The organism is Pseudomonas sp. AKS31 (genome assembly GCF_023634765.1).
Lineage (GTDB): Bacteria > Pseudomonadota > Gammaproteobacteria > Pseudomonadales > Pseudomonadaceae > Aquipseudomonas.
Genome location: NZ_JAMLFX010000014.1, coordinates 1 through 24,350, shown reverse-complemented (window position 1 = coordinate 24,350; position 24,350 = coordinate 1). Strand labels below are relative to the sequence as shown.

The 24,350-nt window shown below is 59.8% G+C and carries 22 protein-coding genes; 16 read left to right on the top strand and 6 right to left on the bottom strand.

Translation table 11 applies throughout. The features are described from left to right. Window positions 1-97: 97 nt before the first annotated feature. From M9827_RS23970 to gap, 3 genes are all read right to left on the bottom strand, one after another. Entirely contained in the window at window positions 98-1,063 is a 966-nt protein-coding gene (locus M9827_RS23970) for a FecR family protein (RefSeq protein WP_250607488.1), read from the bottom strand. Between the two features lie 100 nt (window positions 1,064-1,163). Further along, a complete protein-coding gene (locus M9827_RS23965) occupies window positions 1,164-1,691 on the bottom strand; it encodes an RNA polymerase sigma factor (protein ID WP_123453570.1) in 528 nt (175 codons plus the stop codon). A gap of 203 nt (window positions 1,692-1,894) precedes the next feature. Beyond that, window positions 1,895-2,896 carry a type I glyceraldehyde-3-phosphate dehydrogenase gene (gene gap, locus M9827_RS23960; protein WP_034153396.1) on the bottom strand — a complete coding sequence of 334 codons (1,002 nt, stop codon included), beginning with the start codon at window positions 2,894-2,896 and terminating at the stop codon, window positions 1,895-1,897. Between the two features lie 220 nt (window positions 2,897-3,116). Between gap and edd the strand changes: the two genes are divergently transcribed. From edd to M9827_RS23905, 11 genes are all read left to right on the top strand, one after another. Continuing rightward, window positions 3,117-4,943, top strand: a complete 1,827-nt coding sequence (gene edd, locus M9827_RS23955; protein WP_250607485.1) for a phosphogluconate dehydratase — start codon at window positions 3,117-3,119, stop codon at window positions 4,941-4,943. Then, a complete protein-coding gene (locus M9827_RS23950) occupies window positions 4,940-5,890 on the top strand; it encodes a glucokinase (RefSeq protein ID WP_250607483.1) in 951 nt (316 codons plus the stop codon). The genes edd and M9827_RS23950 overlap by 4 nt, the downstream gene beginning before the upstream one ends. Window positions 5,891-6,056: 166 nt before the next feature. Further along, window positions 6,057-6,788 carry a response regulator gene (locus M9827_RS23945; RefSeq protein ID WP_003227460.1) on the top strand — a complete coding sequence of 244 codons (732 nt, stop codon included), beginning with the start codon at window positions 6,057-6,059 and terminating at the stop codon, window positions 6,786-6,788. After that, window positions 6,778-8,247 carry an ATP-binding protein gene (locus M9827_RS23940; protein WP_250607482.1) on the top strand — a complete coding sequence of 490 codons (1,470 nt, stop codon included), beginning with the start codon at window positions 6,778-6,780 and terminating at the stop codon, window positions 8,245-8,247. The genes M9827_RS23945 and M9827_RS23940 overlap by 11 nt, the downstream gene beginning before the upstream one ends. Window positions 8,248-8,801: 554 nt before the next feature. Continuing rightward, complete coding sequence (locus M9827_RS23935) at window positions 8,802-10,061, top strand: D-mannose isomerase (RefSeq protein ID WP_250607480.1); 1,260 nt, start codon at window positions 8,802-8,804, stop codon at window positions 10,059-10,061. Between the two features lie 119 nt (window positions 10,062-10,180). Continuing rightward, complete coding sequence (locus tag M9827_RS23930) at window positions 10,181-11,482, top strand: ABC transporter substrate-binding protein (protein ID WP_250607478.1); 1,302 nt, start codon at window positions 10,181-10,183, stop codon at window positions 11,480-11,482. A gap of 156 nt (window positions 11,483-11,638) precedes the next feature. Next, complete coding sequence (locus M9827_RS23925) at window positions 11,639-12,547, top strand: carbohydrate ABC transporter permease (RefSeq protein WP_007917874.1); 909 nt, start codon at window positions 11,639-11,641, stop codon at window positions 12,545-12,547. Then, entirely contained in the window at window positions 12,540-13,385 is an 846-nt protein-coding gene (locus M9827_RS23920; protein ID WP_007917872.1) for a carbohydrate ABC transporter permease, read from the top strand. Before M9827_RS23925 ends, M9827_RS23920 begins: the two co-directional genes overlap by 8 nt. 2 nt (window positions 13,386-13,387) lie before the next feature. Next, window positions 13,388-14,548: an ABC transporter ATP-binding protein gene (locus M9827_RS23915; RefSeq protein WP_250607476.1), complete on the top strand. Its 1,161-nt coding sequence runs from the start codon at window positions 13,388-13,390 to the stop codon at window positions 14,546-14,548. Window positions 14,549-14,771: 223 nt separating this feature from the next. Next, complete coding sequence (locus M9827_RS23910) at window positions 14,772-16,121, top strand: carbohydrate porin (protein WP_007917870.1); 1,350 nt, start codon at window positions 14,772-14,774, stop codon at window positions 16,119-16,121. A 113-nt stretch (window positions 16,122-16,234) separates the two neighbouring features. Next, the gene (locus M9827_RS23905; protein ID WP_250607474.1) at window positions 16,235-17,089 is read left to right on the top strand and encodes a D-hexose-6-phosphate mutarotase; all 855 of its coding nucleotides are present in this window, start codon (window positions 16,235-16,237) and stop codon (window positions 17,087-17,089) included. Window positions 17,090-17,295: 206 nt separating this feature from the next. Here the strand turns inward: M9827_RS23905 and M9827_RS23900 are convergent, their stop codons facing one another. After that, a complete protein-coding gene (locus tag M9827_RS23900; protein ID WP_169842436.1) occupies window positions 17,296-18,156 on the bottom strand; it encodes a MurR/RpiR family transcriptional regulator in 861 nt (286 codons plus the stop codon). A 226-nt stretch (window positions 18,157-18,382) separates the two neighbouring features. Here M9827_RS23900 and zwf point away from each other — a divergent pair, with 226 nt between their 5' ends. The 4 genes from zwf (at window position 18,383) to M9827_RS23880 (ending at window position 22,088) form a co-directional block, all read left to right on the top strand. Then, entirely contained in the window at window positions 18,383-19,849 is a 1,467-nt protein-coding gene (gene zwf / locus M9827_RS23895) for a glucose-6-phosphate dehydrogenase (RefSeq protein WP_250607472.1), read from the top strand. After that, window positions 19,836-20,549 carry a 6-phosphogluconolactonase gene (pgl, locus tag M9827_RS23890; RefSeq protein WP_250607470.1) on the top strand — a complete coding sequence of 238 codons (714 nt, stop codon included), beginning with the start codon at window positions 19,836-19,838 and terminating at the stop codon, window positions 20,547-20,549. Before zwf ends, pgl begins: the two co-directional genes overlap by 14 nt. A 17-nt stretch (window positions 20,550-20,566) precedes the next feature. Further along, window positions 20,567-21,232 (top strand): bifunctional 4-hydroxy-2-oxoglutarate aldolase/2-dehydro-3-deoxy-phosphogluconate aldolase, encoded by a 666-nt coding sequence (locus M9827_RS23885; RefSeq protein ID WP_008082815.1) that lies wholly within the window; start codon window positions 20,567-20,569, stop codon window positions 21,230-21,232. A 280-nt stretch (window positions 21,233-21,512) separates the two neighbouring features. Beyond that, window positions 21,513-22,088, top strand: coding sequence for a peptidase associated/transthyretin-like domain-containing protein (locus tag M9827_RS23880; protein ID WP_250607468.1), 576 nt, complete (start codon window positions 21,513-21,515; stop codon window positions 22,086-22,088). On the opposite strand, the gene M9827_RS23875 is transcribed toward M9827_RS23880, so the two are convergent. Together M9827_RS23875 and M9827_RS23870 are read right to left on the bottom strand one after the other, a co-directional pair. Further along, a complete protein-coding gene (locus M9827_RS23875; protein ID WP_250607466.1) occupies window positions 22,085-23,266 on the bottom strand; it encodes an aminotransferase class V-fold PLP-dependent enzyme in 1,182 nt (393 codons plus the stop codon). The two genes, M9827_RS23880 and M9827_RS23875, sit on opposite strands and share 4 nt — an antisense overlap. A gap of 30 nt (window positions 23,267-23,296) precedes the next feature. After that, window positions 23,297-23,533, bottom strand: coding sequence for a DUF3820 family protein (locus M9827_RS23870; protein WP_003227425.1), 237 nt, complete (start codon window positions 23,531-23,533; stop codon window positions 23,297-23,299). A gap of 205 nt (window positions 23,534-23,738) precedes the next feature. On the opposite strand from M9827_RS23870, the gene M9827_RS23865 reads away from it, so the two are divergent. Further along, window positions 23,739-24,206, top strand: coding sequence for a ferritin-like domain-containing protein (locus M9827_RS23865; RefSeq protein WP_034153383.1), 468 nt, complete (start codon window positions 23,739-23,741; stop codon window positions 24,204-24,206). The last annotated feature ends 144 nt before the right edge of the window (window positions 24,207-24,350 follow it).

The window sequence follows — 24,350 nt, the reverse complement described above, 5'->3', positions numbered from 1 at the left end:
CTTTATAGGGGCTGATTGGCTTCGCGTGATGCGAATCAATTGCATTGGCTATAACGAGACGTACTGACGCTGGCTATCGAGTAAAAATAATTCTCATTTAGTTCAGGATGACCACGGCGGGGAATTCTTTCAGTTGCGCCGAGGTAATCTGGGCGAGGGAACGAACCACATCTAGCGGCTGGTCGAGACGGTAGTTACCGGTCACGGCGACGTCGGCCAGTTGCTCGTTGTTGTTGATGATCCAGCCCGGGTAGTAGCGGCGCAATTCGGCCAGTACCTGATTCAACGGACAGTTCTCGAACACCAATCGACCTTGCACCCAGGCCAGGTCAGTGTTGGCGTCGAGTTTGGCCGGACGGTCAAAACCGTTAGGGCCGATGCGAATGCTTTCGCCGGCGGTCAGACGTACACGAGCATCGTTGTGCGTGGCGCGCAGATCGACATCGCCGCGTTGCACGTTGACCTGTGCGACGCCATCGAGATAACGCACGGCGAACGCGGTATCGCGCACGCTGGCGGTGACCGGGCCGGCATCGATTTCCAGCGGTTGACTGCGGCCGCTGGCGATCTCGAAAAACGCTTCGCCCTGAAACAACCGGGCAACGCGCTGCTGATCGTTGATGGTGCTGGAAAATGCCGAATTGGTATTGAGCAGGACTTTCGAGCCGTCCTCCAGTTGCAGGCGCTGACGCTCGCCGACCACCGTCAGATGATCGGCCTGAATGCGCATCGGCAGATTACTGAAACTGAACAGACCGAGGATCAGCACCGCAGCAGTGGCCAGCGGTTTCCAGTGCGGGCGCAGACGCTTGAGGAAAGTGACCTTCGCAGGTTTCGCCGCCAGGCTTTGCGCGCACTGGGCGACTTGCGGGCCATCCCAGATCGCCTGTGCCTTGGCGAACGCCTCGGCATTCAATGGGTCGGCCGCCAGCCAGGCATGGAACTGCCGGGTCTGCTCCTCGTCCGGGTTGCCGAGCACGATGAGCCAGTCCAGCGCCTGGTCCATTGCATTGGCAGCGTCCTGCGCCGAATCTGGCGAAGGCGAGCGGTGGGTGTCCGTCACGGTGTTTCCTCGGGCTTCTGGCGAAGCAGTTTCAAGCTTCAAGCCGCGAGCTGCAAGCCAGATGCGTGTACTGCTTTTCGTTTTACTTGGGGCTTGAAGCTTACAGCTTGCCGCTGCTGTCGTGTCGTTCGGCGACGCCGATGCAAATGCTCATGATCAACTTCAGTTCCTTCTGCACGGTGCTGAGGGACACGTTCAGTTCGTCGGCGATTTCCTGATAGCTGTGCCCGTGCAAACGGCTGAGGATGAAAATCTGCTGCTGGCGGGGGCTGAGTTGACTGAGGCTCACGTTCAGGCGCTCCAGCATCTGTTCGGCGTGGGCGGCGTCTTCGGCGCTGCTGGCGGGGGCGGCGACGCTGTGCACGACATCCTGCGGCACGTCGTCGACCATGGTTCGCGAATGGATCTTGCGCGCACGCAAATGATCCAGCGCCAGATTGCGCGCGGTCTGGAAGACAAAAGGTTCGAGGTGATCGATGGCCCGCTCGCTCAACGCCCGCGTCACGCGCAGGTAGGTTTCCTGCAGCAGGTCTTCGGCGGTGCTGTGATTGTTGACCATCCGTTCCAGCGTGCGCAGGAGCGAGGTGCGCTGGGTGAGGAAGACGTGGTTGAAGCGCGATTGACTCACGGGAGGACCTGATCGATTTCAAGCGAATGATAATGCTTATCATCTAATCGAGTGGTCAAGTGTTGATTTGTCTTAAAGAAGGGTAAAGGTCTGGAGTGATCGAATGTAGGAGCTGCCGAAGGCTGCGATCTTTTGATCTTGTATTTAAAACAAGATCAAAAGATCGCAGCCTTCGGCAGCTCCTACAGGGGAGTGTCGCTCAGTTACTCGGCGTTGCAGAGCGCCAGGCAGTTATCCAGCATACGGTTGGAGAAGCCCCACTCATTGTCATACCAGGCCAGTACTTTCAGCAGTTTGCCGCTGGACTTGGTGTGGTTGGCGTCGAAGATCGACGACAGCGGGTTGTGGTTGAAGTCGCTGGACACCAGCGGCAGGGTGTTGAAGCCGAGAATCTTCGAATGCTGGCTGGCGGCTTTCATCAGCGCGTTGACTTCCTCGGCGCTGGCTTCCTTCTTCAGTTGTACGGTCAGGTCCACCAGCGACACATTGATCACCGGCACTCGCACGGCCATGCCGGTCAGTTTGCCCGCCAGTTCCGGCAGCACCAGGCCCACGGCTTCAGCGGCGCCGGTCTTGCTCGGGATCATGTTCTGCGTGGCCGAACGCGCGCGGTAGGGGTCGGTGTGATAGACGTCGGTGAGGTTCTGATCGTTGGTGTAGGCGTGAATGGTGGTCATCAGACCGCTTTCGATCCCCAGTTCGCGATGCAGCACCTGCGCCACTGGCGCCAGGCAGTTGGTGGTGCACGAAGCGTTGGAGATGATCTGGTGCGACTGGCGCAGAATGTCGTGGTTCACACCATAGACAACCGTGGCGTCGGCGCCTTTGGCCGGCGCCGAGATGATCACTTTGCGTGCGCCGGCAGTAATATGCGCGGCCGCTTTGGCGCGATCGGTAAAGAGACCGGTGCATTCGAACACCACATCAATCTTTTCCGCCGCCCATGGCAGTTCGGCCGGGTTGCGAATGGCGCTGACCGCAATGCGGTCGCCGTTGACGGTGAGACTTTCATTGTCATGCTCGACTTGCGCGTCGAACGTGCCGTGAACGGTGTCGTATTTGAGCAGATGAGCATTGATCGAGCTGTCGCCCAGATCATTGATGGCGACGATCTGCAGATCCTGTCGATAGCCTTGGGTATACAGTGCGCGCAGGACATTACGGCCGATGCGGCCAAAACCATTGATTGCGATTCGAAGAGTCATTGAACAGCGCCGCCGTCGTTTTGTTGTTGGAATTACAAGATTATTCGCATAAAAATAGAAAACAAGCCTTTTTAGTGGCAATATTTTGTTTTATCTACAACGAGTGACCTGAATCAACTGGTCCGAATGGTCAAAAAAGCCGTCTGTCATTCCAACAACAACGGCGTTTGATCAGCATAGACAATCAGGTCGCCACATCCGTTAGCCTGGAGTTCTACACATGCATCCCCGCGTCCTTGAGGTCACCGAACGGCTTATCGCCCGCAGCCGCGCCACGCGTCAGGCTTACCTTGCACTGATTCGCGGCGCCGCCACCGACGGGCCGATGCGCGGCAAGCTGCAATGCGCCAACTTCGCCCACGGCGTGGCCGGTTGCGGCAGCGAAGACAAGCACAGCCTGCGGATGATGAACTCGGCGAACATCGCCATTGTTTCTTCGTATAACGACATGCTCTCGGCGCATCAGCCATACGAAGTCTTTCCTGAACAAATCAAAAATGCCCTGCGCGAAATTGGTTCGGTCGGCCAGTTTGCTGGCGGCACCCCGGCGATGTGCGACGGTGTGACCCAAGGCGAGCCGGGCATGGAACTGAGCCTGCCGAGCCGCGAAGTGATCGCCATGTCCACCGCTGTGGCGCTCTCTCACAACATGTTCGACGGCGCGCTGATGCTCGGCATCTGCGACAAAATCGTCCCGGGCCTGATGATGGGTTCGCTGCGCTTCGGTCACCTGCCGACGATCTTCGTCCCGGGCGGGCCGATGGTCTCGGGGATTTCCAACAAGGAAAAAGCCGACGTGCGGCAGAAGTACGCCGAAGGCAAAGCCACCCGCGAAGAGCTGCTGGAATCGGAGATGAAGTCCTACCACAGCCCGGGTACCTGCACCTTCTACGGCACTGCCAACACCAACCAGTTGCTGATGGAAGTCATGGGCCTGCACTTGCCGGGCGCCTCGTTCGTCAACCCGAACACGCCGCTGCGTGACGCGCTGACCCGCGAAGCCGCGCATCAAGTCACGCGCCTGACCAAGCAGAACGGCAACTTCATGCCGATCGGCGAAATCGTCGACGAGAAAGCGCTGGTCAACTCGATCGTTGCGCTGCATGCCACTGGCGGCTCGACCAACCACACCCTGCACATGCCGGCCATCGCCATGGCGGCGGGCATTCAACTGACCTGGCAAGACATGGCCGACCTCTCCGAAGTCGTGCCGACCCTCAGCCACGTCTACCCGAACGGCAAAGCCGACATCAACCACTTCCAGGCAGCGGGCGGTATGTCGTTCCTGATCCGCGAACTGCTTGGCGCCGGTCTGCTGCACGAAGACGTCAACACCGTGCTCGGCCACGGCCTGAGCAAATACACCATGGAACCGTTCCTCGATAACGGCGAACTGGTATGGCGTGAAGGCCCGGTCGACAGCCTCGACGAAAACATCCTGCGTCCAGTGGCGCGTGCGTTCTCGGCAGAGGGTGGTTTGCGCGTTATGGAGGGCAACCTCGGTCGCGGTGTGATGAAGGTGTCCGCCGTTGCGCTGGAAAACCAGATCGTCGAAGCGCCAGCGATGGTGTTCCAGGATCAACAAGACCTGGCCGACGCGTTCAAGGCCGGCCTGCTGGAAAAAGATTTCGTCGCCGTGATGCGCTTCCAGGGCCCGCGTTCCAACGGCATGCCGGAGCTGCACAAGATGACGCCGTTCCTCGGCGTGCTGCAGGATCGCGGCTTCAAAGTCGCGCTGGTGACTGACGGGCGGATGTCCGGCGCCTCAGGAAAAATCCCCGCTGCAATTCACGTCAGCCCCGAAGCTTATGTCGGTGGCGCTTTGGCGCGCGTGCAAGAGGGCGATATCATCCGCGTCGATGGCGTCAAAGGCACCTTGGAGCTCAAGGTCGACGCCGCAGAATTTGCAGCGCGCGAACCCGCCAAAGGCCTGTTGGGCAACAACATCGGCAGCGGTCGCGAACTGTTTGGCTTCATGCGCATGGCCTTCAGCTCGGCGGAGCAGGGCGCCAGCGCCTTCACTTCTGCCCTGGAGACGCTTAATTGAAACTGGCTTTGGTCGGTGACATCGGAGGCACCAACGCGCGGTTTGCGTTGTGGAAAAACCAGCAACTGCAATCGGTTCAGGTGCTGGCCACGGCCGACCATGCCAGCCCGGAAGAGGCGATCAGCCTCTATCTGAGCGGGCTCGGTCTGGCGCCGGGTTCGATCGGTTCGGTGTGCTTGTCCGTGGCAGGCCCGGTCAGTGGTGACGAGTTCAAATTCACCAACAACCATTGGCGCCTGAGCCGCACAGCGTTCTGCCAGACCTTGCAGGTCGAGCAGTTGTTGCTGATCAACGACTTCTCGGCGATGGCGCTGGGCATGACCCGTTTGCAGCCGGGCGAATTCCGCGTGGTCTGCGAAGGCACGCCGGAGCCGTTGCGCCCGGCGGTGGTGATCGGCCCGGGCACTGGCCTTGGCGTCGGCACCTTGCTTGATCTTGGCGAGGGCCGGTTCGCGGCGTTGCCGGGTGAGGGCGGGCATGTTGATTTGCCGCTGAGTACTCTGCGCGAGACGCAACTTTGGCAGCACATCCATAACGAAATCGGTCATGTCAGTGCGGAAACGGCATTGAGCGGCGGCGGTTTGCCACGGGTTTACCGGGCGATCTGCGCGGTGGACGGGCACGAGCCGACACTCGATACGCCGGAAGCGATTACCGCTGCCGGTCTTGCGGGTGATCCGATTGCGCTGGAAGTGCTGGAGCAGTTCTGCTGCTGGCTCGGACGTGTCGCGGGTAACAACGTGTTGACCACGGGCGCGCGTGGCGGGGTGTATATCGTTGGCGGTGTGATTCCACGTTTCGCCGACTTTTTCCTTGAAAGCGGTTTTGCCCGCAGCTTCTCTGACAAGGGGTGCATGAGCGATTACTTCAAAGGCATTCCGGTGTGGCTGGTGACGGCGCCGTATTCCGGCCTTGTCGGTGCCGGTGTGGCCCTCGAACAGGCTTGATTCCGAGTCGCCTTCATCGCTGGCAAGCCAGCTCCCACAGGTTTTGTGAACGACACAGATCCTTGTGGGAGCTGGCTTGCCAGCGATGAGGCCAGAACAGACAACAAATTTCCAAGGTTCATCAGGCATAATCCGCCCCAATTCCAACAACAAGGATGCCTTCGAAGTGAGCTCAGTCAACAAGTCGATATTGTTGGTCGATGACGACCAGGAAATACGCGAGTTGCTGGAAACCTACCTGACCCGCGCCGGGTTTCAGGTAAGGGCCACCGCCGACGGTGCCAGTTTCCGCCAGGCCCTCAACGAGGCGCCGAGCGATCTGGTGATCCTCGATGTCATGCTGCCCGACGAAGACGGCTTCAGCCTCTGCCGTTGGGTGCGTCAGCATCCGCGTCAAGCGCAGGTGCCGATCATCATGCTCACCGCCAGTTCCGACGAAGCCGACCGCGTGATCGGCCTGGAACTCGGCGCCGACGATTACCTCGGCAAACCCTTCAGCCCCCGCGAACTGCAGGCGCGCATCAAGGCGTTGCTGCGGCGTGCGCAATTCGGTCAGGAGCGCAGTGGCAGCGACGTGCTGGCCTTCGATGAATGGCGCCTGGACATGGTCAGCCATCGGCTGTTTCACACCGATGGCGAGGAAGTGATTCTCTCCGGTGCCGACTTCGCCCTGCTGAAACTGTTTCTCGATCATCCGCAGGAAATCCTTGACCGTGACACCATCGGCAACGCCACCCGTGGCCGCGACCTGATGCCGCTTGATCGCATCGTCGACATGGCCGTCAGCCGTTTGCGCCAACGCCTGCGCGACACGGAAAAACCGCCACGGCTGATCCGCACCGTGCGCGGCAGCGGCTACCAACTGGCAGCCAACGTGGTTGCCGGCAATGGTCACTGAGTCGCTGCGCAAATTCGCCTCCAGAGTGCCGGTGCCGCGTTCGCTGCTTGGGCGGATGTTGCTGCTGACCCTGCTCGCGGTGTTGTTTGCGCAGACATTATCGAGCGTGATCTGGGTCTCTCAACTGCGCGCCACGCAGCTCGAAGGCCTCGTTACCAGCGCCCGCAGCCTCGCCCATTCGATGACTGCCAGCGTCAGTTATTTCCGCTCGTTGCCGGTGGCTTATCGACCGTTGGTGTTGGATCAATTGCGCAGCATGGGCGGTACCCGCTTCGTCGTGACCCTCAACGACAAACCGTTGGGCATGGACGTGCTACCGGTGACGCCGCGCAAAGCGGCGGTGATGAAAGCGGTCGACGAGGTGCTGCGCCAGACATTGGGTCATGACACGGATATTTCGGTGACCTTTGTCAGTCCCGAAGACCTGCGGATCTTCAACGCCGGGCTGAAACTCGATGAGCTGCCACGCTCCTGGGCGCATTACGCGTTGACCCTGGAACCGGTGAATCCACCTGTGCTGGTTACCCAGATTCAAATGGCCCCGGGCGAATGGCTGTACATCGCCTCACTGTTGCCCGAGCCGTACACCAGCCTTGAAGAGCAGGGCCTGCCCTCGCAACAGGTGTGGTTCATCGTCCTCACCAGCGGATTCCTGCTGCTGTTCATCGGCCTGCTGGTGCATTGGCAGAGCCGCCCGCTCAAGCGCCTGGCGCGCGCCGCGCGGGATCTGTCGCTGGGCGCTGACGTGGAGCCAGTGGCCGAGGGTGGCGGCAGTGAAGTGGTCGAAGTGGGCCGCGCCTTCAACACCATGCGCGAGCGCATCAGTCGCTACCTGACCGAGCGCAGCCAGTTGTTCAGCGCGATTTCCCATGACCTGCGCACGCCGATCACCCGTTTGCGTTTGCGCGTCGAATTGCTTGAAGACGAGAAGCTGCAAGCCAAATTCGGCCGCGATCTGGATGAGTTGGAACTGCTGGTCAAAGGCGCACTGCAATGCGTGAAGGACACCGACATCCACGAGAACATCGAACCGGTGGATCTCAACCATGTGCTTGATTGTCTGGTCGAGCCGTATCTGGCGCCCAATGGCAACGGTCGGGTGACGCAGCAGGGCAAGGCGCTGGCAGCTTATCCGGGCAAGCCGCTGGCATTGAAGCGCTGCATCGGTAACCTGATCGACAACGCGTTGAAGTACGGGCAGAACGCGCATTTGCACATCGACGACGATGAGCGCGCGTTTGTTCTGCACGTCGACGATGAAGGGCCGGGTGTCCCCGAGCAGCGGCTGGAGCAGGTGTTCGAGCCGCACTTTAGGTTGGCGGGGCAGCAGCAGGGTTATGGCCTGGGTTTGGGCATCGCACGCAACATTGCCCACAGTCATGGTGGGGAAGTGACGTTGCAGAATTTGCGTGAGGGTGGCTTGCGCGTGACCCTGCAATTGCCGCGTTCGGCGGATTGAGTCAAAAGCTTTCCCTCACCCTAACCCTCTCCCGGAGGGAGAGGGGACTGATCGGGGGATGCTGCAGAGATACGCCGACCTGGAAGTCCGGTAGTGAATCCATAATCGACTCGATGTGTCAGGTCGGCGGATAACCCAGCACCACTCGGCCCCCTCCCCCTCCGGGAGAGGGGACTGATCGGGGGATGCTGCAGAGATACGCCGACCTGGAAGTCCGGTAGCGAATCCATAATCGATTCGATGTGTCAGGTCGGCGGATAACCCAGCACCACTCGGTCGGCCCCCTCCCCACCGGGAGAGGGGATTGATCGGGGGATGCTGCAGAGATACGCCGACCTGGAAGTCCGGTAGCGAATCCATAATCGACTCGATGTGTCAGGTCGGCGGATAACTCAGTACCACTCGGTCGGCCCCCTCTACCTCTGGGAGAGGGCTGGGGTGAGGGTTGTTCTTTTGTCACGATCCGGTGACAAACACCGCCCCCTTCGTTACAAGCCCACCCCGGCCCGTTGTTTAGACTCCCCGCAGTCATAACAACAAAAAAGGGCCACTCCATGGACACCTTTCACCCAGGCTTCAGCAGTTGGCTGAACGCCCCTGCCCACCAGCAATGGCTCGCCGCCGAAGGCCTGCGCCTGCTGGATTTCGCCAAGGCCTCGAAACTGCCCGAAGGCTTCGGCAACCTCGACGAGCGCGGCCGTTTGCCAGCGCACGCACACGCCGAAACCATGAACACTGCGCGCATGACCCACAGCTTCGCCATGGCCCACATTCAGGGCCTGCCGGGTTTTGCCGAACTGGTCGATCACGGCATCGCGGCCTTGCGCGGGCCGTTGCGCGACGCCCTGCACGGTGGCTGGTTTGCGGTGGCCGAACACCGCGATGACAACACGGGCAAGAACGCCTATCTGCATGCCTTTGTCGCACTGGCCGCCAGCTCCGCAGTGGTCGCACAACGTCCTGGCGCCCAGGCGTTGCTGGATGACGCCATCGACATCATCGACACGTATTTCTGGAGCGAGGAAGAGGGCGCGATGCGCGAATTCTTCAATCGCGACTGGAGTGAAGAAGAAGCCTATCGCGGCGCTAACAGCAACATGCACGCCACCGAAGCGTTTCTCGCGCTGGCCGATGTCACTGAAGATCCGCGCTGGCTGGTACGTGCGCAACGCATCGTCGAGCGGGTGATCCACGGTCACGCTGCCGGAAACGGTTACATGGTCATCGAGCACTTCGACCGCGACTGGCAGCCGCTGCGTGAATACAACCACGACAATCCCGCCGACGGCTTCCGTCCTTACGGCACCACGCCGGGCCACGGTTTCGAATGGGCGCGGCTGCTGCTGCACCTCGAAGCGGCGCGGGTGCAGGCCGGCATGCTCACGCCCGGTTGGCTCGCCACTGATGCGGCAAAACTGTTCGAGAACAACTGCCGTCACGGCTGGGACGTCGATGGCGCGCCGGGCATCGTCTACACCCTCGACTGGGACAATAAATCCGTCGTCCGCCATCGCCTGCACTGGACGCACGCCGAGGCCAGCGCCGCTGCCAGTGCCTTGCTCAAACGCACCGGCGATGCGCAATACGAAACCTGGTACCGGCTGTTCTGGGAATTCTGCGAAGTAAATTTCATCGACCGTTGCAACGGCAGCTGGCACCACGAACTCAATCCGCAAAACCAGCCAAGTGCCGATATCTGGCCGGGCAAACCCGATCTGTATCACGCCTGGCAAGCCGTTCTGATCCCGCGTCTACCCTTGTCGCCGAGCATGGCGACCGCTTTGGCGCAGTTGTCCCGGAGCACTCCTGTGTAACCATGTGGTGACATTCGCGCATCCCTTCGTTACCTGCGAAGGGATACGCCCTGTTTAAACTCCTGTGCAGCGCAAGCACCAGACTTGCAATGCATAACAACAAGAAAGGTACATCTCAGATGAATGCGATTTCTCGCCTCGCTACTGTCATTTCTGTCGCCTCCCTGTTCCCGCTCGCAATTCTGCCTCTCAGTGTTTCCGCTGCCGAATCCAAAGGTTCGGTCGAAGTCGTGCACTGGTGGACGTCCGGTGGCGAAAAAGCGGCCGTTGACGTGCTCAAGGCCCAAGTCGAAAAAGACGGTTTCACCTGGAAAGACGGCGCTGTCGCCGGTGGTGGCGGTGCAACTGCCATGACCGTGCTGAAAAGCCGTGCCGTTGCCGGCAACCCGCCTGGCGTAGCCCAGATCAAAGGCCCGGACATCCAGGAATGGGCGTCGACCGGCCTGCTCGACACCGACGTATTGAAAGACGTCGCCAAGTCCGAAAAGTGGGACAGCCTGCTCGACAAGAAAGTCTCCGATACCGTGAAGTACGACGGTGATTACGTGGCCGTGCCGGTGAACATTCACCGCGTGAACTGGCTGTGGATCAACCCGGAAGTGTTCAAGAAAGCCGGGATCACCAAGAACCCGACCACCCTCGAAGAATTCTATGCCGCTGGCGACAAGCTGAAAGCGGCGGGCTTCATTCCGTTGGCTCACGGCGGTCAGCCTTGGCAGGACAGCACCGTGTTCGAAGCCGTGGTGCTGTCGGTCATGGGTGTCGATGGTTACAAGAAAGCCCTGGTTGACCTGGACAATGCCGCGCTGACCGGCCCGGAAATGGTCAAGGCGCTGACCGAACTGAAGAAAGTCGCGACCTACATGGACGCCGATGGCAAGGGTCAGGACTGGAACCTGGAAGCGGCCAAGGTCATCAACGGCAAGGCCGGCATGCAGATCATGGGTGACTGGGCCAAGTCCGAATGGACCGCCGCCAAGAAAGTCGCTGGCAAGGACTACGAGTGCGTAGCTTTCCCGGGCACCGAAAAGGCGTTTACCTACAACATCGACTCGCTGGCCGTGTTCAAGCAGAAGGACGCAGGCACTGCGGCTGGTCAGCAGGACATCGCCAAAGTCGTGCTGGGTGAAAACTTCCAGAAAGTCTTCAGCATCAACAAAGGCTCGATCCCGGTTCGCAACGACATGTTGAACGACATGGAGAAACTCGGTTTCGATTCCTGCGCCCAGACCGCTGCCAAGGACTTCCTGGCGGACGCCAAGTCCGGCGGCCTGCAACCGAGCATGGCGCACAACATGGCGACCACGCTGGCCGTACAAGGCGCGTTCTTTGATGTCGTGACCAACTACATCAACGACCCGAAAGCCGACCCGGCCGACACCGCCAAGAAACTGGGCGCAGCGATCAAGTCGTCCAAATAAGCGTCGGTAGCACAGGCTTCTCCTGTGGGAGTGAGCCTGCTCGCGAAGGCGTTGTGTCAGTTGCTCCATCCGTCGACTGACACACCGCCTCCGCGAGCAGGCTCGCTCCCACAAGGGATCTCACTGTAGTTTTTATTCCCTGTACTGGATTTCCCCATGAGTTCTGTTGCTGTGTTCAGCAAGGCCTCGCCGTTCGATGCATTGCAACGCTGGCTGCCCAAACTGGTGCTGGCGCCGAGCATGTTCATCGTGCTGGTGGGCTTCTATGGCTACATCCTGTGGACGTTCGTGTTGTCGTTCACCACCTCGACGTTCCTGCCCAACTACAAGTGGGCCGGTCTGGCGCAATACGCGCGGTTGTTCGACAACGACCGCTGGTGGGTCGCGAGCAAAAACCTCGCGGTGTTCGGCGGCATGTTCATCGGTATCACTCTGGTGATCGGCGTGTTGCTGGCGGTGTTCCTCGACCAGCGCATCCGTCGCGAAGGCTTTATCCGCACCATTTACCTGTACCCGATGGCGCTCTCGATGATCGTCACCGGTACCGCGTGGAAATGGCTGCTCAACCCGGGCATGGGCCTGGACAAATTGTTGCGTGACTGGGGCTGGGAAGGCTTCCGTCTCGACTGGCTGATCGACCCCGATCGCGTGGTCTATTGCCTGGTGATCGCCGCTGTGTGGCAAGCCTCGGGCTTCATCATGGCGATGTTCCTCGCCGGCCTGCGTGGCGTTGATCAGTCGATCATCCGTGCCGCGCAGATCGATGGCGCGAGCATGCCGACGATCTACTGGAAAGTGGTGCTGCCAAGCCTGCGTCCGGTGTTCTTCAGTGCAGTGATGATTCTGGCGCACATCGCGATCAAGAGCTTCGACCTGGTCGCGGCGATGACCGCTGGTGGCCCGGGTTATTCCTCCGACCTGCCGGCGATGTTCATGTATTCCTTCACCTTCAGTCGCGGCCAGATGGGCATGGGCTCGGCCAGTGCGATTCTGATGCTCGGCGCGATCCTCGCGATCATCGTGCCTTACCTGTATTCCGAGCTGAGGACCAAGCGCAATGACTAGTCTCGCTGCCAAACCTGCTATCAGCCTGAGTCGCATCGCGATCTATGCGGTGCTGATCCTCGCTGTACTGCTCTATCTGGTGCCGCTGGTGGTCATGTTGCTGACCAGCTTCAAGACCCCGGAAGACATCAGCACCGGTAACCTGCTGAGCTGGCCGACCGTGGTCAGCGGCATCGGCTGGGTCAAGGCCTGGGCCACGGTTGACGGTTACTTCTGGAACTCGATCAAGATCACCGTTCCGGCCGTAATCATCTCCACCGCCATCGGTGCGTTGAACGGTTATGTACTGTCGTTCTGGCGCTTCCGCGGTTCGCAGTTGTTCTTCGGCCTGCTGTTGTTCGGCTGCTTCCTGCCGTTCCAGACCGTGCTGCTGCCGGCCTCGTTCACCCTCGGCAAGATGGGCCTGGCGAGCACCACCACCGGTCTGGTGTTTATCCATGTGGTTTACGGTCTGGCGTTCACCACGCTGTTCTTCCGTAACTACTACGTGAGCATTCCGGATGCGCTGGTAAAAGCTGCACGCCTGGATGGCGCAGGTTTCTTCACGATTTTCCGCCGCATCATTCTGCCGATGTCGACGCCGATCATCATGGTCTGCCTGATCTGGCAGTTCACTCAGATCTGGAACGACTTCCTGTTCGGTGTGGTGTTCTCCAGCGGTGATTCGCAACCGATCACGGTGGCGCTGAACAACCTGGTCAACACCAGCACCGGCGCCAAGGAATACAACGTTGATATGGCAGCGGCGATGATCGCCGGCCTGCCGACCCTGCTGGTCTATGTGGTCGCAGGCAAGTATTTCGTGCGCGGGCTGACAGCCGGCGCAGTCAAGGGGTAATCATGGCAACGCTCGAACTTCGCAACGTCAACAAGACCTACGGTGCCGGCCTGCCGGACACCTTGAAGAACATCGAACTGTCGATCAAGGACGGTGAGTTCCTGATCCTCGTCGGCCCGTCGGGCTGCGGCAAGTCGACCCTGATGAACTGCATCGCCGGTCTGGAAACCATCACCGGCGGCGCGATCATGATCGGTGATCAGGACGTCAGCGGCATGAGCCCGAAGGATCGTGACATCGCCATGGTGTTCCAGTCCTACGCGCTGTACCCGACCATGAGCGTGCGCGAGAACATCGAATTCGGTCTGAAGATCCGCAAGATGCCGCAGGCGGCGATCGACGAAGAAGTCGCGCGCGTGGCCAAGCTGTTGCAGATCGAACACCTGTTGAACCGCAAGCCGGGTCAGCTCTCCGGTGGTCAGCAACAGCGTGTGGCGATGGGCCGTGCCCTGGCGCGGCGGCCGAAGATTTATCTGTTCGACGAACCGCTGTCCAACCTCGACGCCAAGCTGCGCGTCGAGATGCGCACCGAAATGAAACTGATGCACCAGCGCCTGAAAACCACCACGGTCTACGTGACCCACGACCAGATCGAAGCGATGACCCTGGGCGACAAGGTGGCGGTGATGAAGGACGGCATCATCCAGCAGTTCGGCACGCCAAAAGACATCTACAACGACCCGGCCAACCTGTTCGTGGCGAGCTTCATCGGTTCGCCGCCGATGAACTTCATCCCGCTGCGCCTGCAGCGCAAGGACGGCCGTCTGCTGGCGCTGCTCGACAGCGGCCAGGCTCGCTGCGAGTTGCCGATGAGCATGCAGGACGCCGGCCTCGAAGATCGCGAAGTGATCCTCGGCCTGCGTCCGGAGCAGATCGTACTGGCCAACGGCGAGGGCAATGGCTTGCCAAGCATCCGCGCCGAAGTGCAGGTCACCGAACCGACCGGTCCGGACACCCTGGTGTTCGTCAATTTGAACGACACCAAAGTCTGCTGCCGACTGGCGCCAGACGTGGCACCGCAGGTGGGCGAGAACCTGACGCTGCAGTTCGATCCGTCGAAAGTGTTGTTGTTCGATGCCAATACCGGTGAGCGCCTCGGCACTGCCGGCCAACCGCAGACCGATGCGCGGTCTGCGAACGTGGCGCAATTCAAAGGCCGCTGAAGATCAATGCTGGAATGCGGTCATGTGGGAGCTGGCTTGCCAGCGATGAGGCCGGCACATCCAACATGGATGTCGCCTGAAGCACCGCCATCGTTGGCAAGCCAGCTCCCACAGGGATTGGATTCCAAAAGGAGCACGCGGTGGATGGCCTGTTATCCATCGCAATTTATGTAAACCGCGTTAGATAAAAACAGTTAATAACAATAAAGACGAGGATGTAGGGATGAAAAAGAAACACGTCAATGCCCGGTTGATCTGCCAAGTGTCGGCTGCGGCGGCCTTGGTGCTGGCCGGTAACGCCATGGCGGCGGATGCCTTCAGCTCCGATTCGAAATGGATGACCGGTGACTGGGGTGGCGAGCGTACCAAGCTGATCGAGCAGGGTATCGACATCAAGGCTGACTACGTTGGGGAAGTCGGTGGCAACCTGAACGGTGGCTACAACGACGACAAGACCGCGCGTTACGCTGACCAGTTCGGTCTGGGCGTGGCACTCGATCTGCAAAAGCTCTGGGGCTGGGATAACACTCAGGCGAAGATCCAGCTGACCAACCGTAACGGCTACAACATCTCCAACGACCGCGTTGGCGATCCGCGTGCCGGCACCTTGAGTTCGTCGCAAGAAGTTTATGGCCGTGGCCACATGGTGCGTCTGACCCAGTTGTGGATTCAGCACCAGTTCTTCGACAACAAACTCGACGTCAAGGCCGGTTACTTCGGTGAAGGCGAAGACTTCAACACCTTCCCGTGCGACTTCCAGAACCTCGCGTTCTGCGGTTCGCAAGTGGGTAACTGGGCGACCAACATCTGGTACAACTGGCCAGTCAGCCAGGCCGCGATCCGTGTGAAGTACAACATCAACGACGAGCTCTACGCGCAGATCGGCGCGTACAACCAGAACCCGTCGCAGCTGGAACACGGCAACGGTTTCAAACTCAGCGGCAGCGGCACCAAAGGTACCGTTCTTCCGGTCGAGCTGGTCTGGTCGCCGAAGGTCAACAGCCTGCCGGGCGAATACCGCGTCGGTTACTACAAGAGCACGGCCGATGCCGACGACGTTCGTGAAGACGTCAACGGTTTTGACGCGGCAACCACCGGCGATGCTTACAAGACCCACAGCAGCAAAAGCGGCTACTGGTTCGTGGCGCAACAGCAACTCACCAGCCATAACGGTGATGCCTCGCGCGGTCTGAATATCGCCGCCAACGCCACGTTCCACGACAAAGACACCAACTTCATCGACAACTACCAGTCGGTGATGTTTGTCTACAAAGGCCCGTTCGACGCGCGTCCGAAGGATGACGTCGGTATCGGCGCGGCGCGTATCCACGTCAACGATGACGTGAAGAAAAACGCCGAACTGCTGAACGCTTCCAACGGTGTTTCGGATTACGACAACCCGGTGTTCTCGCCAATTCGTGAAACCGAATACAACTACGAGATCAACTACGGCTTCCACGTCACCAACTGGCTGACCGTACGTCCTAACCTGCAGTACATCACTCACCCGGGTGGTGTGGATGAAGTGGACAACGCATTGGTCGCTGGCCTGAAAATTCAGTCTACGTTCTAACGCGTCTGCGATAAGCTCCTCTCTATGTGCGCATATTTGCGGACAGCCCAGGCTGTCCGCTTTTTTTTGAGGGGCGGCAATCCCCGTAACAGATGAATTCGGAACCGTGGCAAATGCATGAGCATCCGCTACAACGCTTCTTCAAATCCCTGCGTGAACAACCGGTGTTCGCCTGGGAGCGCTATCAGATGCGCGACGTGTTGGTGATTGATCATCCGCTGTGTCAGGCGGTGTTCAGTCGTCAGGGCGCGCAGTTGCTGCACTTTCAGCCGCGCGGGCAAAAACCGTGGTTGTGGTGTGCGGCGAAGTGGCCGCACGTGGGTGCCATCCGTGGTGGCGTGCCGGTGTGCTGGCCGTGGTATGGCCGTCATCCGAGCGAAAACGCCTGGCCATCGCATGGTTGGGCGCGCTTGCTTGACTGGAAGTTGCTCGACAGCAGCACCGCCGAAGATGGCGTGCGCCTGCACTGGCAATTGCAGCTGTGCGACTGGCAGGTTGACTTGCATGCGCATCTGGGCGAACGCATGGAATTGCGCCTGAGCACCGAGCATCAGGACGACATGCCGTGCCAGTTGAGCCAGGCTTTGCATGCGTACTGGCGTATTGGCGATGTCGGTGAGATAGCGCTGTCTGGGCTTGAAGGGGCGCAGGGTTATGACCAGTTGAATCGGCAGATCTGCCAGCAGGAAGGCGAATTGCGGGTCGATGGCGGCTGTCAGCGAGTGTTCCAGCACGACGGCGAATTGCAGTTGAAAGATCACGCCTGGCAGCGCGAGTTGTGCATCGATACCGGTGACAGTGCCGACACGGTGGTGTGGCATCCCGGAGCGCGGCCGTTGTTGGGCGTGAGCTGGGATGAGATTTCGGAGTTTGTCTGCGTGGAAGCGGCGGCGGGTGGCACCGACAGCCTGCACTTGGCGCCAGGGGAAAAGGCGCATTTGAGTTTGCAGGCGTGGGCGGCGGCTTGAGTGTGTCAGTCACATCGTAGCCCCTCACCCTAGCCCTCTCCCGGGGGAGAGGGGACCGAATGGGGGGTGTTCGAGAGATTCGCCGACCTGAACGAATGACGTTGAATCCATAATCGACTCGGTGTTTCAGGTCGATGTATAGCGCAAGACAACTCGGTCTGCCCCCTCTCCCTCGGGGAGTGGCTGGGGTGAGGGGCTTTTGATCTTTAGTTGAATTCATCCCCAACCGGATACCGGCTGGCATTCAGGCTCTCTTTGATCTTGCGCAGATGGGGCTGGAAATCCACCCCGCGACGCAAGGTCATCCCGGTCGCCAACACATCCAGCACGGTCAACTGAATGATCCGCGAAGTCATCGGCATATAAATGTCGGTGTCTTCCGGCAACGGAATATTCAGGCTCAGCGTACTCGCCTTGGCCAGCGGTGAGTTCTCCGCCGTCAGACCCAACACCGAAGCGCCGTTCTCGCGAGCAATGCGCGCCACCTCGACCAGCTCACGGGTGCGACCGGTGTAGGAAATGATCACGAACAGCTCACCGGTGTGCGCCACCGACGCAATCATCCGCTGCATCAGCACATCGGCGTGCGCGGTGACGGCGAGGTTGAAACGAAAGAACTTGTGCTGCGCATCCAGCGCCACCGGTGCCGAAGCGCCGAGGCCGAAGAAGTGGATCTGCCGCGCCTGAATCAACAGGTCGACGGCGCGGCTGATCAGGTTCGGATCGAGCGCCTGACACGCACTGTCCAGCGAGGCGATGGCGCTGCCGAAAATCTTCTGCGTGTACGCCTCGGGATTGTCGTCAGCCTCGACCGCCCGGCTGACATACGCCGCGCCACTGGCCAGGCTCTGGGCCAGTTGCAGCTTGAGTTCGGGATAGCCGCTGACACCGAACGAGCGGCAGAAACGGTTGACCGTCGGTTCGCTCACCGAAGCCGCCTGGGCGAGGGCGGCGATGCTGAAGCGGGTGGCCTGCTGCGGGTTGAGCAGGATCACCTCGGCGACCTTACGTTCGGCCTTGTTCAGCTCTTCAAGGCGACTCTGGATCTGTTCCAGTAAATTTCGCACGCGGTCCATATGGAATTCCTGATTCACCGACGCAAAGGTGCGCCGGGCTATGCAAATTGGGCCTTTGATATGGCCCGTAACGGTGGCCTATCCTACTGATGGCTCCGACCGACCACCACTCGGAATCTGTATTTTGCGAAAATGTTGTGGTTATTACTACATTTTCCCTTGAGTGATGCCTTGAAAAAAGGTATTTGTAGCTTAACTTGATAAAAGAACAAACATCATGCCTTCGATTACGGTTGAACCGTGCACCTTTGCCTTGTTCGGCGCGCTTGGCGATCTGGCCCTGCGCAAGCTGTTTCCTGCCCTTTATCACCTCGATGGCGCCGACCTGCTGCACGAGGACACGCGCATCATCGCGTTGGCCCGTGAAGCTGGCAGCGAGCAGCAACACCTGGCGTTCATCGCCGCCGAATTGCGCCGTTACGTGGGTAAAGAGCTGGACGAGGCGGTCGCTGAGCGTTTTCTCGCGCGCCTGACTTACCTGCACGTCGACTTCCTCAAAGCTGAAGATTATGTGGCGCTGGCTGAACTGGCCGGCAGCACGCAACGCATGATTGCCTACTTCGCCACGCCGGCAGCAGTGTACGGCGCGATCTGCGAGAACCTGGCGAAAGTCGGACTGGCAGAAAACACCCGCGTGGTCCTGGAAAAACCGATCGGCTCCGACCTCGAATCCTCGCGCAAAGTGAATGACGCCGTGGCGCAGTTCTTCCCGGAGAATCGCACCTACCGCATCGACCACTACCTGGGCAAAGAAACCGTTCAGAACCTGATCGCCCTGCGTTTCGCCAACAGCCTGTTCGAAACCCAGTGGAACCAGAATTACATCTCCCACGTGGAAATCACCGTGGCCGAGAAGGTGGGCATCGAAGGCCGTTGGGGCTATTTCGACAAGGCCGGCCAACTGCGCGACATGATTCAGAATCACCTGTTGCAGCTGCTCTGCCTGATCGCCATGGACCCGCCGGCTGACCTGTCCGCCGACAGCATCCGTGACGAGAAAGTAAAAGTGCTCAAGGCCCTGGCGCCGATCAGCCCGGAAGGCCTGACCACTCAGGTGGTGCGCGGCCAGTACATCGCCGGCCACAGCGAAGGCAAATCCGTGCCGGGTTACCTCGAAGAGCCGAACTCCAATACCCAGAGCGACACCGAAACTTTCGTCGCTCTGCGTGCCGACATCCGCAACTGGCGCTGGGCCGGCGTGCCGTTCTACCTGCGGACCGGCAAGCGCATGCCGCAGAAACTGTCGCAGATCGTCATCCACTTCAAGGAACCGTCGCACTATATTTTCGCGCCGGAACAACGCCTGCAGATCAGCAACAAACTGATCATCCGTCTGCAACCGGACGAAGGCATTTCCCTGCGCGTGATGACCAAGGAGCAGGGCCTGGACAAAGGCATGCAACTGCGCAGCGGCCCGCTGCAACTGAATTTCTCCGACACCTGGCGTAGCGCGCGGATCCCCGATGCCTACGAGCGGTTGTTGCTGGAAGTGATGAACGGCAATCAGAACCTGTTTGTCCGTAAAGATGAAATCGAAGCCGCGTGGAAGTGGTGTGACCAACTGATCGCCGGGTGGAAAAAATCCGGTGACGCGCCCAAGCCGTATGCGGCCGGGTCGTGGGGGCCGATGAGCTCCATTGCATTGATCACGCGGGACGGGAGGTCGTGGTATGGCGATATCTGATGTGCAACTGCCGGCGGGCGTGAATGCCCACGAATACAAAAGCCCGGTGCTGTTGGCCGAAGGTCTGGCACTGAACGTCGCCAAGCAATTGAGCGAAGCCATTGCGGCACGCGGCAACGCGGTGCTGGTGGTGTCTGGCGGTCGTAGCCCGGTGGCGTTTTTCCAGCACCTGGCCAAGCAGGAACTGGACTGGTCGAAGGTTGTCGTGACCCTCGCCGACGAACGCTGGGTGCCGGTCGAGCATGCCGACAGCAATGCCGGTTTGCTCAAGCAATACTTGCTCAAAGGCCCGGCGGCCAAGGCGCAGTTCCTCAGCCTTTACAGCGCGGCGGCCAACGTCGAGCAGGCTGCCGAGCAGGCTGACCGCTTGCTCGCCGAATTGCCGCCGATTGACGTGCTGGTGCTGGGCATGGGCGATGACGGCCACACCGCGTCGCTGTTCCCCGACAGCCCGAACCTCGCTGAAGCCTTGCAGGCTGATGGCACGCGCCGTTGCTGGCCGATGCTGGCGCCGAGCGTGCCGCGTCAGCGCCTGACCATGAGCCGTGCGCTGCTGGCTTCGGCGAAACACAAGATTCTGTCGATTTCCGGTCAATCGAAACTGACCACCCTGAATGCCGCACTGGCATCCGACGACGTCGCCGCCATGCCGGTGCGCGCGTTTCTGCAACCTACGTTAGAGATTTACTGGTGCCCATGAGCCAAGGAACAGCCGCTATGACAACCCCATCCCCGACCGTTTCCATGGCGGACAAAGTTGCCCTGATCGACAGCCTCTGCGCCAAGGCGCGGATCCTGCCGGTGATCACCATCGCTCGCGAACAGGACGTGCTGCCCCTGGCCGACGCACTGGCTGCCGGTGGTCTCACCGCGCTGGAAGTGACCCTGCGTTCGCAGTTCGGCCTCAAGGCCATCCAGATCCTGCGCGACCAGCGTCCGGAACTGATGACCGGTGCCGGCACCGTGCTCGATCGCAACATGCTCGCGGCAGCCGAAGCCGCTGGCTCGCAATTCATCGTCACCCCGGGCATCACCCGTGACCTGCTCGAAGCCAGCGTCGACAGCCCGATTCCACTGTTGCCGGGCATCAGCAACGCCTCCGGCATCATGGAAGGCTATGGTCTGGGTTATCGCCGCTTCAAGCTGTTCCCGGCTGAAGTCAGCGGTGGCGTGGCGGCAATCAAAGCCCTCGGCGGCCCGTTCGGCGAAGTGAAATTCTGCCCGACTGGCGGCGTCGGCCCGGCCAACATCAAGAGCTACATGGCGCTGAAAAACGTCATGTGCGTGGGCGGTAGCTGGATGCTTGATCCGGAGTGGATCAAGAACGGCGACTGGGCCCGTATTCAGGAATGCACCGCTGAGGCACTGGCGCTGCTGGACTGATTGTTACCAGACACTTCGTTGTGTGTTCTACGGCTTTACGGTGCGCTTGGTCGGTGCACCGTTTTTTTTTGCCTGAAAATTGCTATGTAGAGGCTATGTAGGAGCTGTCGAGTGAAACGAGGCTGCGATCTTTTGACCTTGCTCTTGAGCGCCAACATCAAAAGATCGCAGCCTTCGGCAGCTCCTACATCGACACCGTTACGACGCGATACATAGTTACCGCACAGCCGCGTTTGCGTGGCGCTAATCTGCGTTCATCTTACGGAAGAGAGAACGCCCCATGGACGACCATCAATCAGTAGCCTTGTCCCATCCTCTGCGGCAACGGCAAACTCATATTCCTGACAGCTTCGATTGGCGCAAAACCGAAGGCAAGGTGCGCAACATCAGTGGCGGCATCGAAGGCCTGCCGCTGGTTTTGCGTCTGGCCCTGGTCGACGCCATGACCGGTGAACCGGTCGTCGGCGCCCGGGTCCGGATCGAACAGCACCTTGGCGCCGACATCCTGTGCGGTACTCAGTCGACCGACAGCCAGGGCCTCGTGCGGTTTACCAGTATTTACCCCGACCAATACCCTGGCGGCGCTTCGTGCATCGCCATGAGCGTGTGCATCGCCAGCGACGATCAAGGTTCGCAAACACATCACGAAGCCTGGAACGGACGGCTGCACCTGCCCTGTGCCTGTCGCTGTGAGACCGTCGGGAATGACGCCTCGCGGCTGGAGTTGCGACCGCTTGCCGGAGCGGGTGTGGAGGATGGCTACTTCGGTTGCCAGACGATCGGCGTCGACACCTTTGCGGTGTCGTCGCAGATCGGCCTTGCCGGCTACGAAAAACCCACGGGCGCGGTGTTTTAGCGCAGCTCGTTCAGCGCGCGCACCAGTAGTTGCATCTCGGCAGCGGTGGTGGTCAGCCCCGGTGTAATGCGGATGCTCGGCCCGCTGGCTGCGCCGTGGCGCACTACGGTGAACAGGTTGTAGTCATTGAGCAAGCGCTCGGCCATCGCCTGTTGATCGTCATGCCGGGTGAAGCGCATGGAGGTGATGCCGCAATACAGCCGTGGATCGTCTGGCGTCATCACCTCGATGCCCGGCAAGTGCCGCACCGCGCTGACCCACAGGTTGCGCAGATAATTGAGGCGAGCACCTTTGGCCGGTGCGCCGCCGAGGGAGCGGTGCTCCTCGAACACCAGCGGCAAGGTCATCAGCGCCGGAATGTTGGGCGTGCTGTACGAAGTTCGCGCGCGGATGTCATTGGCCGGGTAATGCATTTCACCCATGTCCGGATCAATGTCGGCCAGGCGTTGCGGCGCGATATAGAGGAAGCCGAGGGTGAGCGGTGCACCGATCCATTTGTGCAGGTTGTACCCGGCGAACGCGATGCCGAGGGCATCAAGGTCGAACTCGATCTGACCGAGTGCATGGGCGCCGTCGAGGATGACGTCGACGCCATGTTCTTTGGCGAGCGCTGCGATGGCTTGCACCGGCATCACCAGACCGGTGCGGTGAGTGACGTGAGTCAGGGCCATCAGCTTGATTTTTGGATGACCGACGAAGGCTTCGCGGTAAGTCTCCACCAAGCTGTCGTAGCTTGCCGGGTGCGCGTGGGCAATCTCGATCACCTCGGCGCCGCGCTGCCTGGCGAGCCAGCGCATGGCGCCTTTGACCGTGTCGTATTCCAGATCGCTGATCAGCACCTGATCGCCCGGCTGTAAGCGCTTGTAGTTGCGAATCAGCGATTGCAGACCTTCGGTGGCGTTGCGGGTAAACGCCACGCTCTGCGCGCGTACGCCAATCAGCTCGGCCAGTTGCGCGCGGATATCGAGGTTGTCGTACTGTTCGAAACGTTGGCGCACGTACACCGAGTTACTGTTGTTGATCAGCTCGATATTGCGCTGGTACTCCTCGATCACCGTGCGCGACATGCGCCCGAAATAACCGTTCTCCAGGTTTACGGGCCCGGATTGAATGTCGTAACGATCAGCGAACGTTTGCCAGAAGGCTTCGTCACGGGCGCGGCGGGTGTTATCGGGCATGGTTGGCTGACTCAAAGAGAGGAGAGCGCTTCAATGGCGCGGAGCAGGTTTGCCGTGTTTGGCACGCAGCGGTTCGAGCAGGTCCGAGAGGCCGTTATGGTCGATCTCCTGCATCAGCGCGAGCAAGCCACCGAGCTCGCCGTGCGGGAAACCTTCGCGGGCGAACCAGTTCAGGTACGGCCCCGGCAGGTCGGCGATGATCCGGCCCTTGTATTTGCCGAAGGGCATTTCGCGGGTGATCAGCAGTTCGAGTTTTTCGGGATTCATCAATGGGATCGTCTGGCTTCAAATCAGCTTGGAAAATACAGGCATTCTGCATGCAGGCCAAATGACAGATCATGCAAATAACCGTGATACAGATAGTTCATTTATATTTAAATATATGATTTAAAACGACTTTTTAAAAATAAAAAAGCTGGCACGCACGCTGCAATATCCCTTGCATCTTCAACCAATCGCAAGGAATTGAAAAATGACCGACATGAATAAAGAAGCCATCTCTGTACTCAATGACCTGATTGAAACCAGCAAGGACGGTCAGGAAGGGTTCAAGACTTGCGCTGAGGACATCAAGCATCCAGAACTGAAAACCCTGTTCGTGACTCGCTCCGCTGATTGCGCAACCGCTGCAGCAGAACTGCAAGCCGAAGTTCGCAAACTGGGCGGCGATCCGGAAACTTCCACCAGCGTCAGCGGTGACCTGCACCGTCGCTGGGTCGACGTCAAAGCCATGTTCACCGGCAAAGACGAAGAGGCTGTGCTGAACGAAGCCGAGCGCGGTGAAGACCACGCACTGAAGGCTTATCGTGAAGCCATCGAGAAGATCAACAAGCACAATCTGGTCGGCATTCGTGATCTGGTTGAACGCCAGTACCACGGTGTGCAACGCAACCACGACCAGGTGAAAGCCCTGCGTAACCAGGCTCGCGCCCGTTCGTAAGCGGTTGCCGGTTATAAAAAACGCCAGCTAGTCTGGCGTTTTTTTATGGGGCAGGGAAAAGCAAGAGCAAGAGCCCCTCACTGTAGAGACCGGCACATCCTTTACAAATTAGACCGGGGACATCGTTTACACCTTTACAGGCTT

What these genes read in the sequence shown, in the direction of transcription:
- gap (WP_034153396.1), bottom strand. Translation starts at nt 2,896, where the DNA reads ATGACTCTTCGAATCGCAATCAATGGTTTTGGCCGCATCGGCCGTAAT.
- edd (WP_250607485.1), top strand. Translation starts at nt 3,117, where the DNA reads ATGCATCCCCGCGTCCTTGAGGTCACCGAACGGCTTATCGCCCGCAGC.
- M9827_RS23940 (WP_250607482.1), top strand. Translation starts at nt 6,778, where the DNA reads ATGGTCACTGAGTCGCTGCGCAAATTCGCCTCCAGAGTGCCGGTGCCG.
- M9827_RS23935 (WP_250607480.1), top strand. Translation starts at nt 8,802, where the DNA reads ATGGACACCTTTCACCCAGGCTTCAGCAGTTGGCTGAACGCCCCTGCC.
- M9827_RS23930 (WP_250607478.1), top strand. Translation starts at nt 10,181, where the DNA reads ATGAATGCGATTTCTCGCCTCGCTACTGTCATTTCTGTCGCCTCCCTG.
- M9827_RS23925 (WP_007917874.1), top strand. Translation starts at nt 11,639, where the DNA reads ATGAGTTCTGTTGCTGTGTTCAGCAAGGCCTCGCCGTTCGATGCATTG.
- M9827_RS23920 (WP_007917872.1), top strand. Translation starts at nt 12,540, where the DNA reads ATGACTAGTCTCGCTGCCAAACCTGCTATCAGCCTGAGTCGCATCGCG.
- M9827_RS23915 (WP_250607476.1), top strand. Translation starts at nt 13,388, where the DNA reads ATGGCAACGCTCGAACTTCGCAACGTCAACAAGACCTACGGTGCCGGC.
- M9827_RS23910 (WP_007917870.1), top strand. Translation starts at nt 14,772, where the DNA reads ATGAAAAAGAAACACGTCAATGCCCGGTTGATCTGCCAAGTGTCGGCT.
- M9827_RS23905 (WP_250607474.1), top strand. Translation starts at nt 16,235, where the DNA reads ATGCATGAGCATCCGCTACAACGCTTCTTCAAATCCCTGCGTGAACAA.
- zwf (WP_250607472.1), top strand. Translation starts at nt 18,383, where the DNA reads ATGCCTTCGATTACGGTTGAACCGTGCACCTTTGCCTTGTTCGGCGCG.
- pgl (WP_250607470.1), top strand. Translation starts at nt 19,836, where the DNA reads ATGGCGATATCTGATGTGCAACTGCCGGCGGGCGTGAATGCCCACGAA.
- M9827_RS23885 (WP_008082815.1), top strand. Translation starts at nt 20,567, where the DNA reads ATGACAACCCCATCCCCGACCGTTTCCATGGCGGACAAAGTTGCCCTG.
- M9827_RS23880 (WP_250607468.1), top strand. Translation starts at nt 21,513, where the DNA reads ATGGACGACCATCAATCAGTAGCCTTGTCCCATCCTCTGCGGCAACGG.
- M9827_RS23875 (WP_250607466.1), bottom strand. Translation starts at nt 23,266, where the DNA reads ATGCCCGATAACACCCGCCGCGCCCGTGACGAAGCCTTCTGGCAAACG.
- M9827_RS23870 (WP_003227425.1), bottom strand. Translation starts at nt 23,533, where the DNA reads ATGAATCCCGAAAAACTCGAACTGCTGATCACCCGCGAAATGCCCTTC.
- M9827_RS23865 (WP_034153383.1), top strand. Translation starts at nt 23,739, where the DNA reads ATGACCGACATGAATAAAGAAGCCATCTCTGTACTCAATGACCTGATT.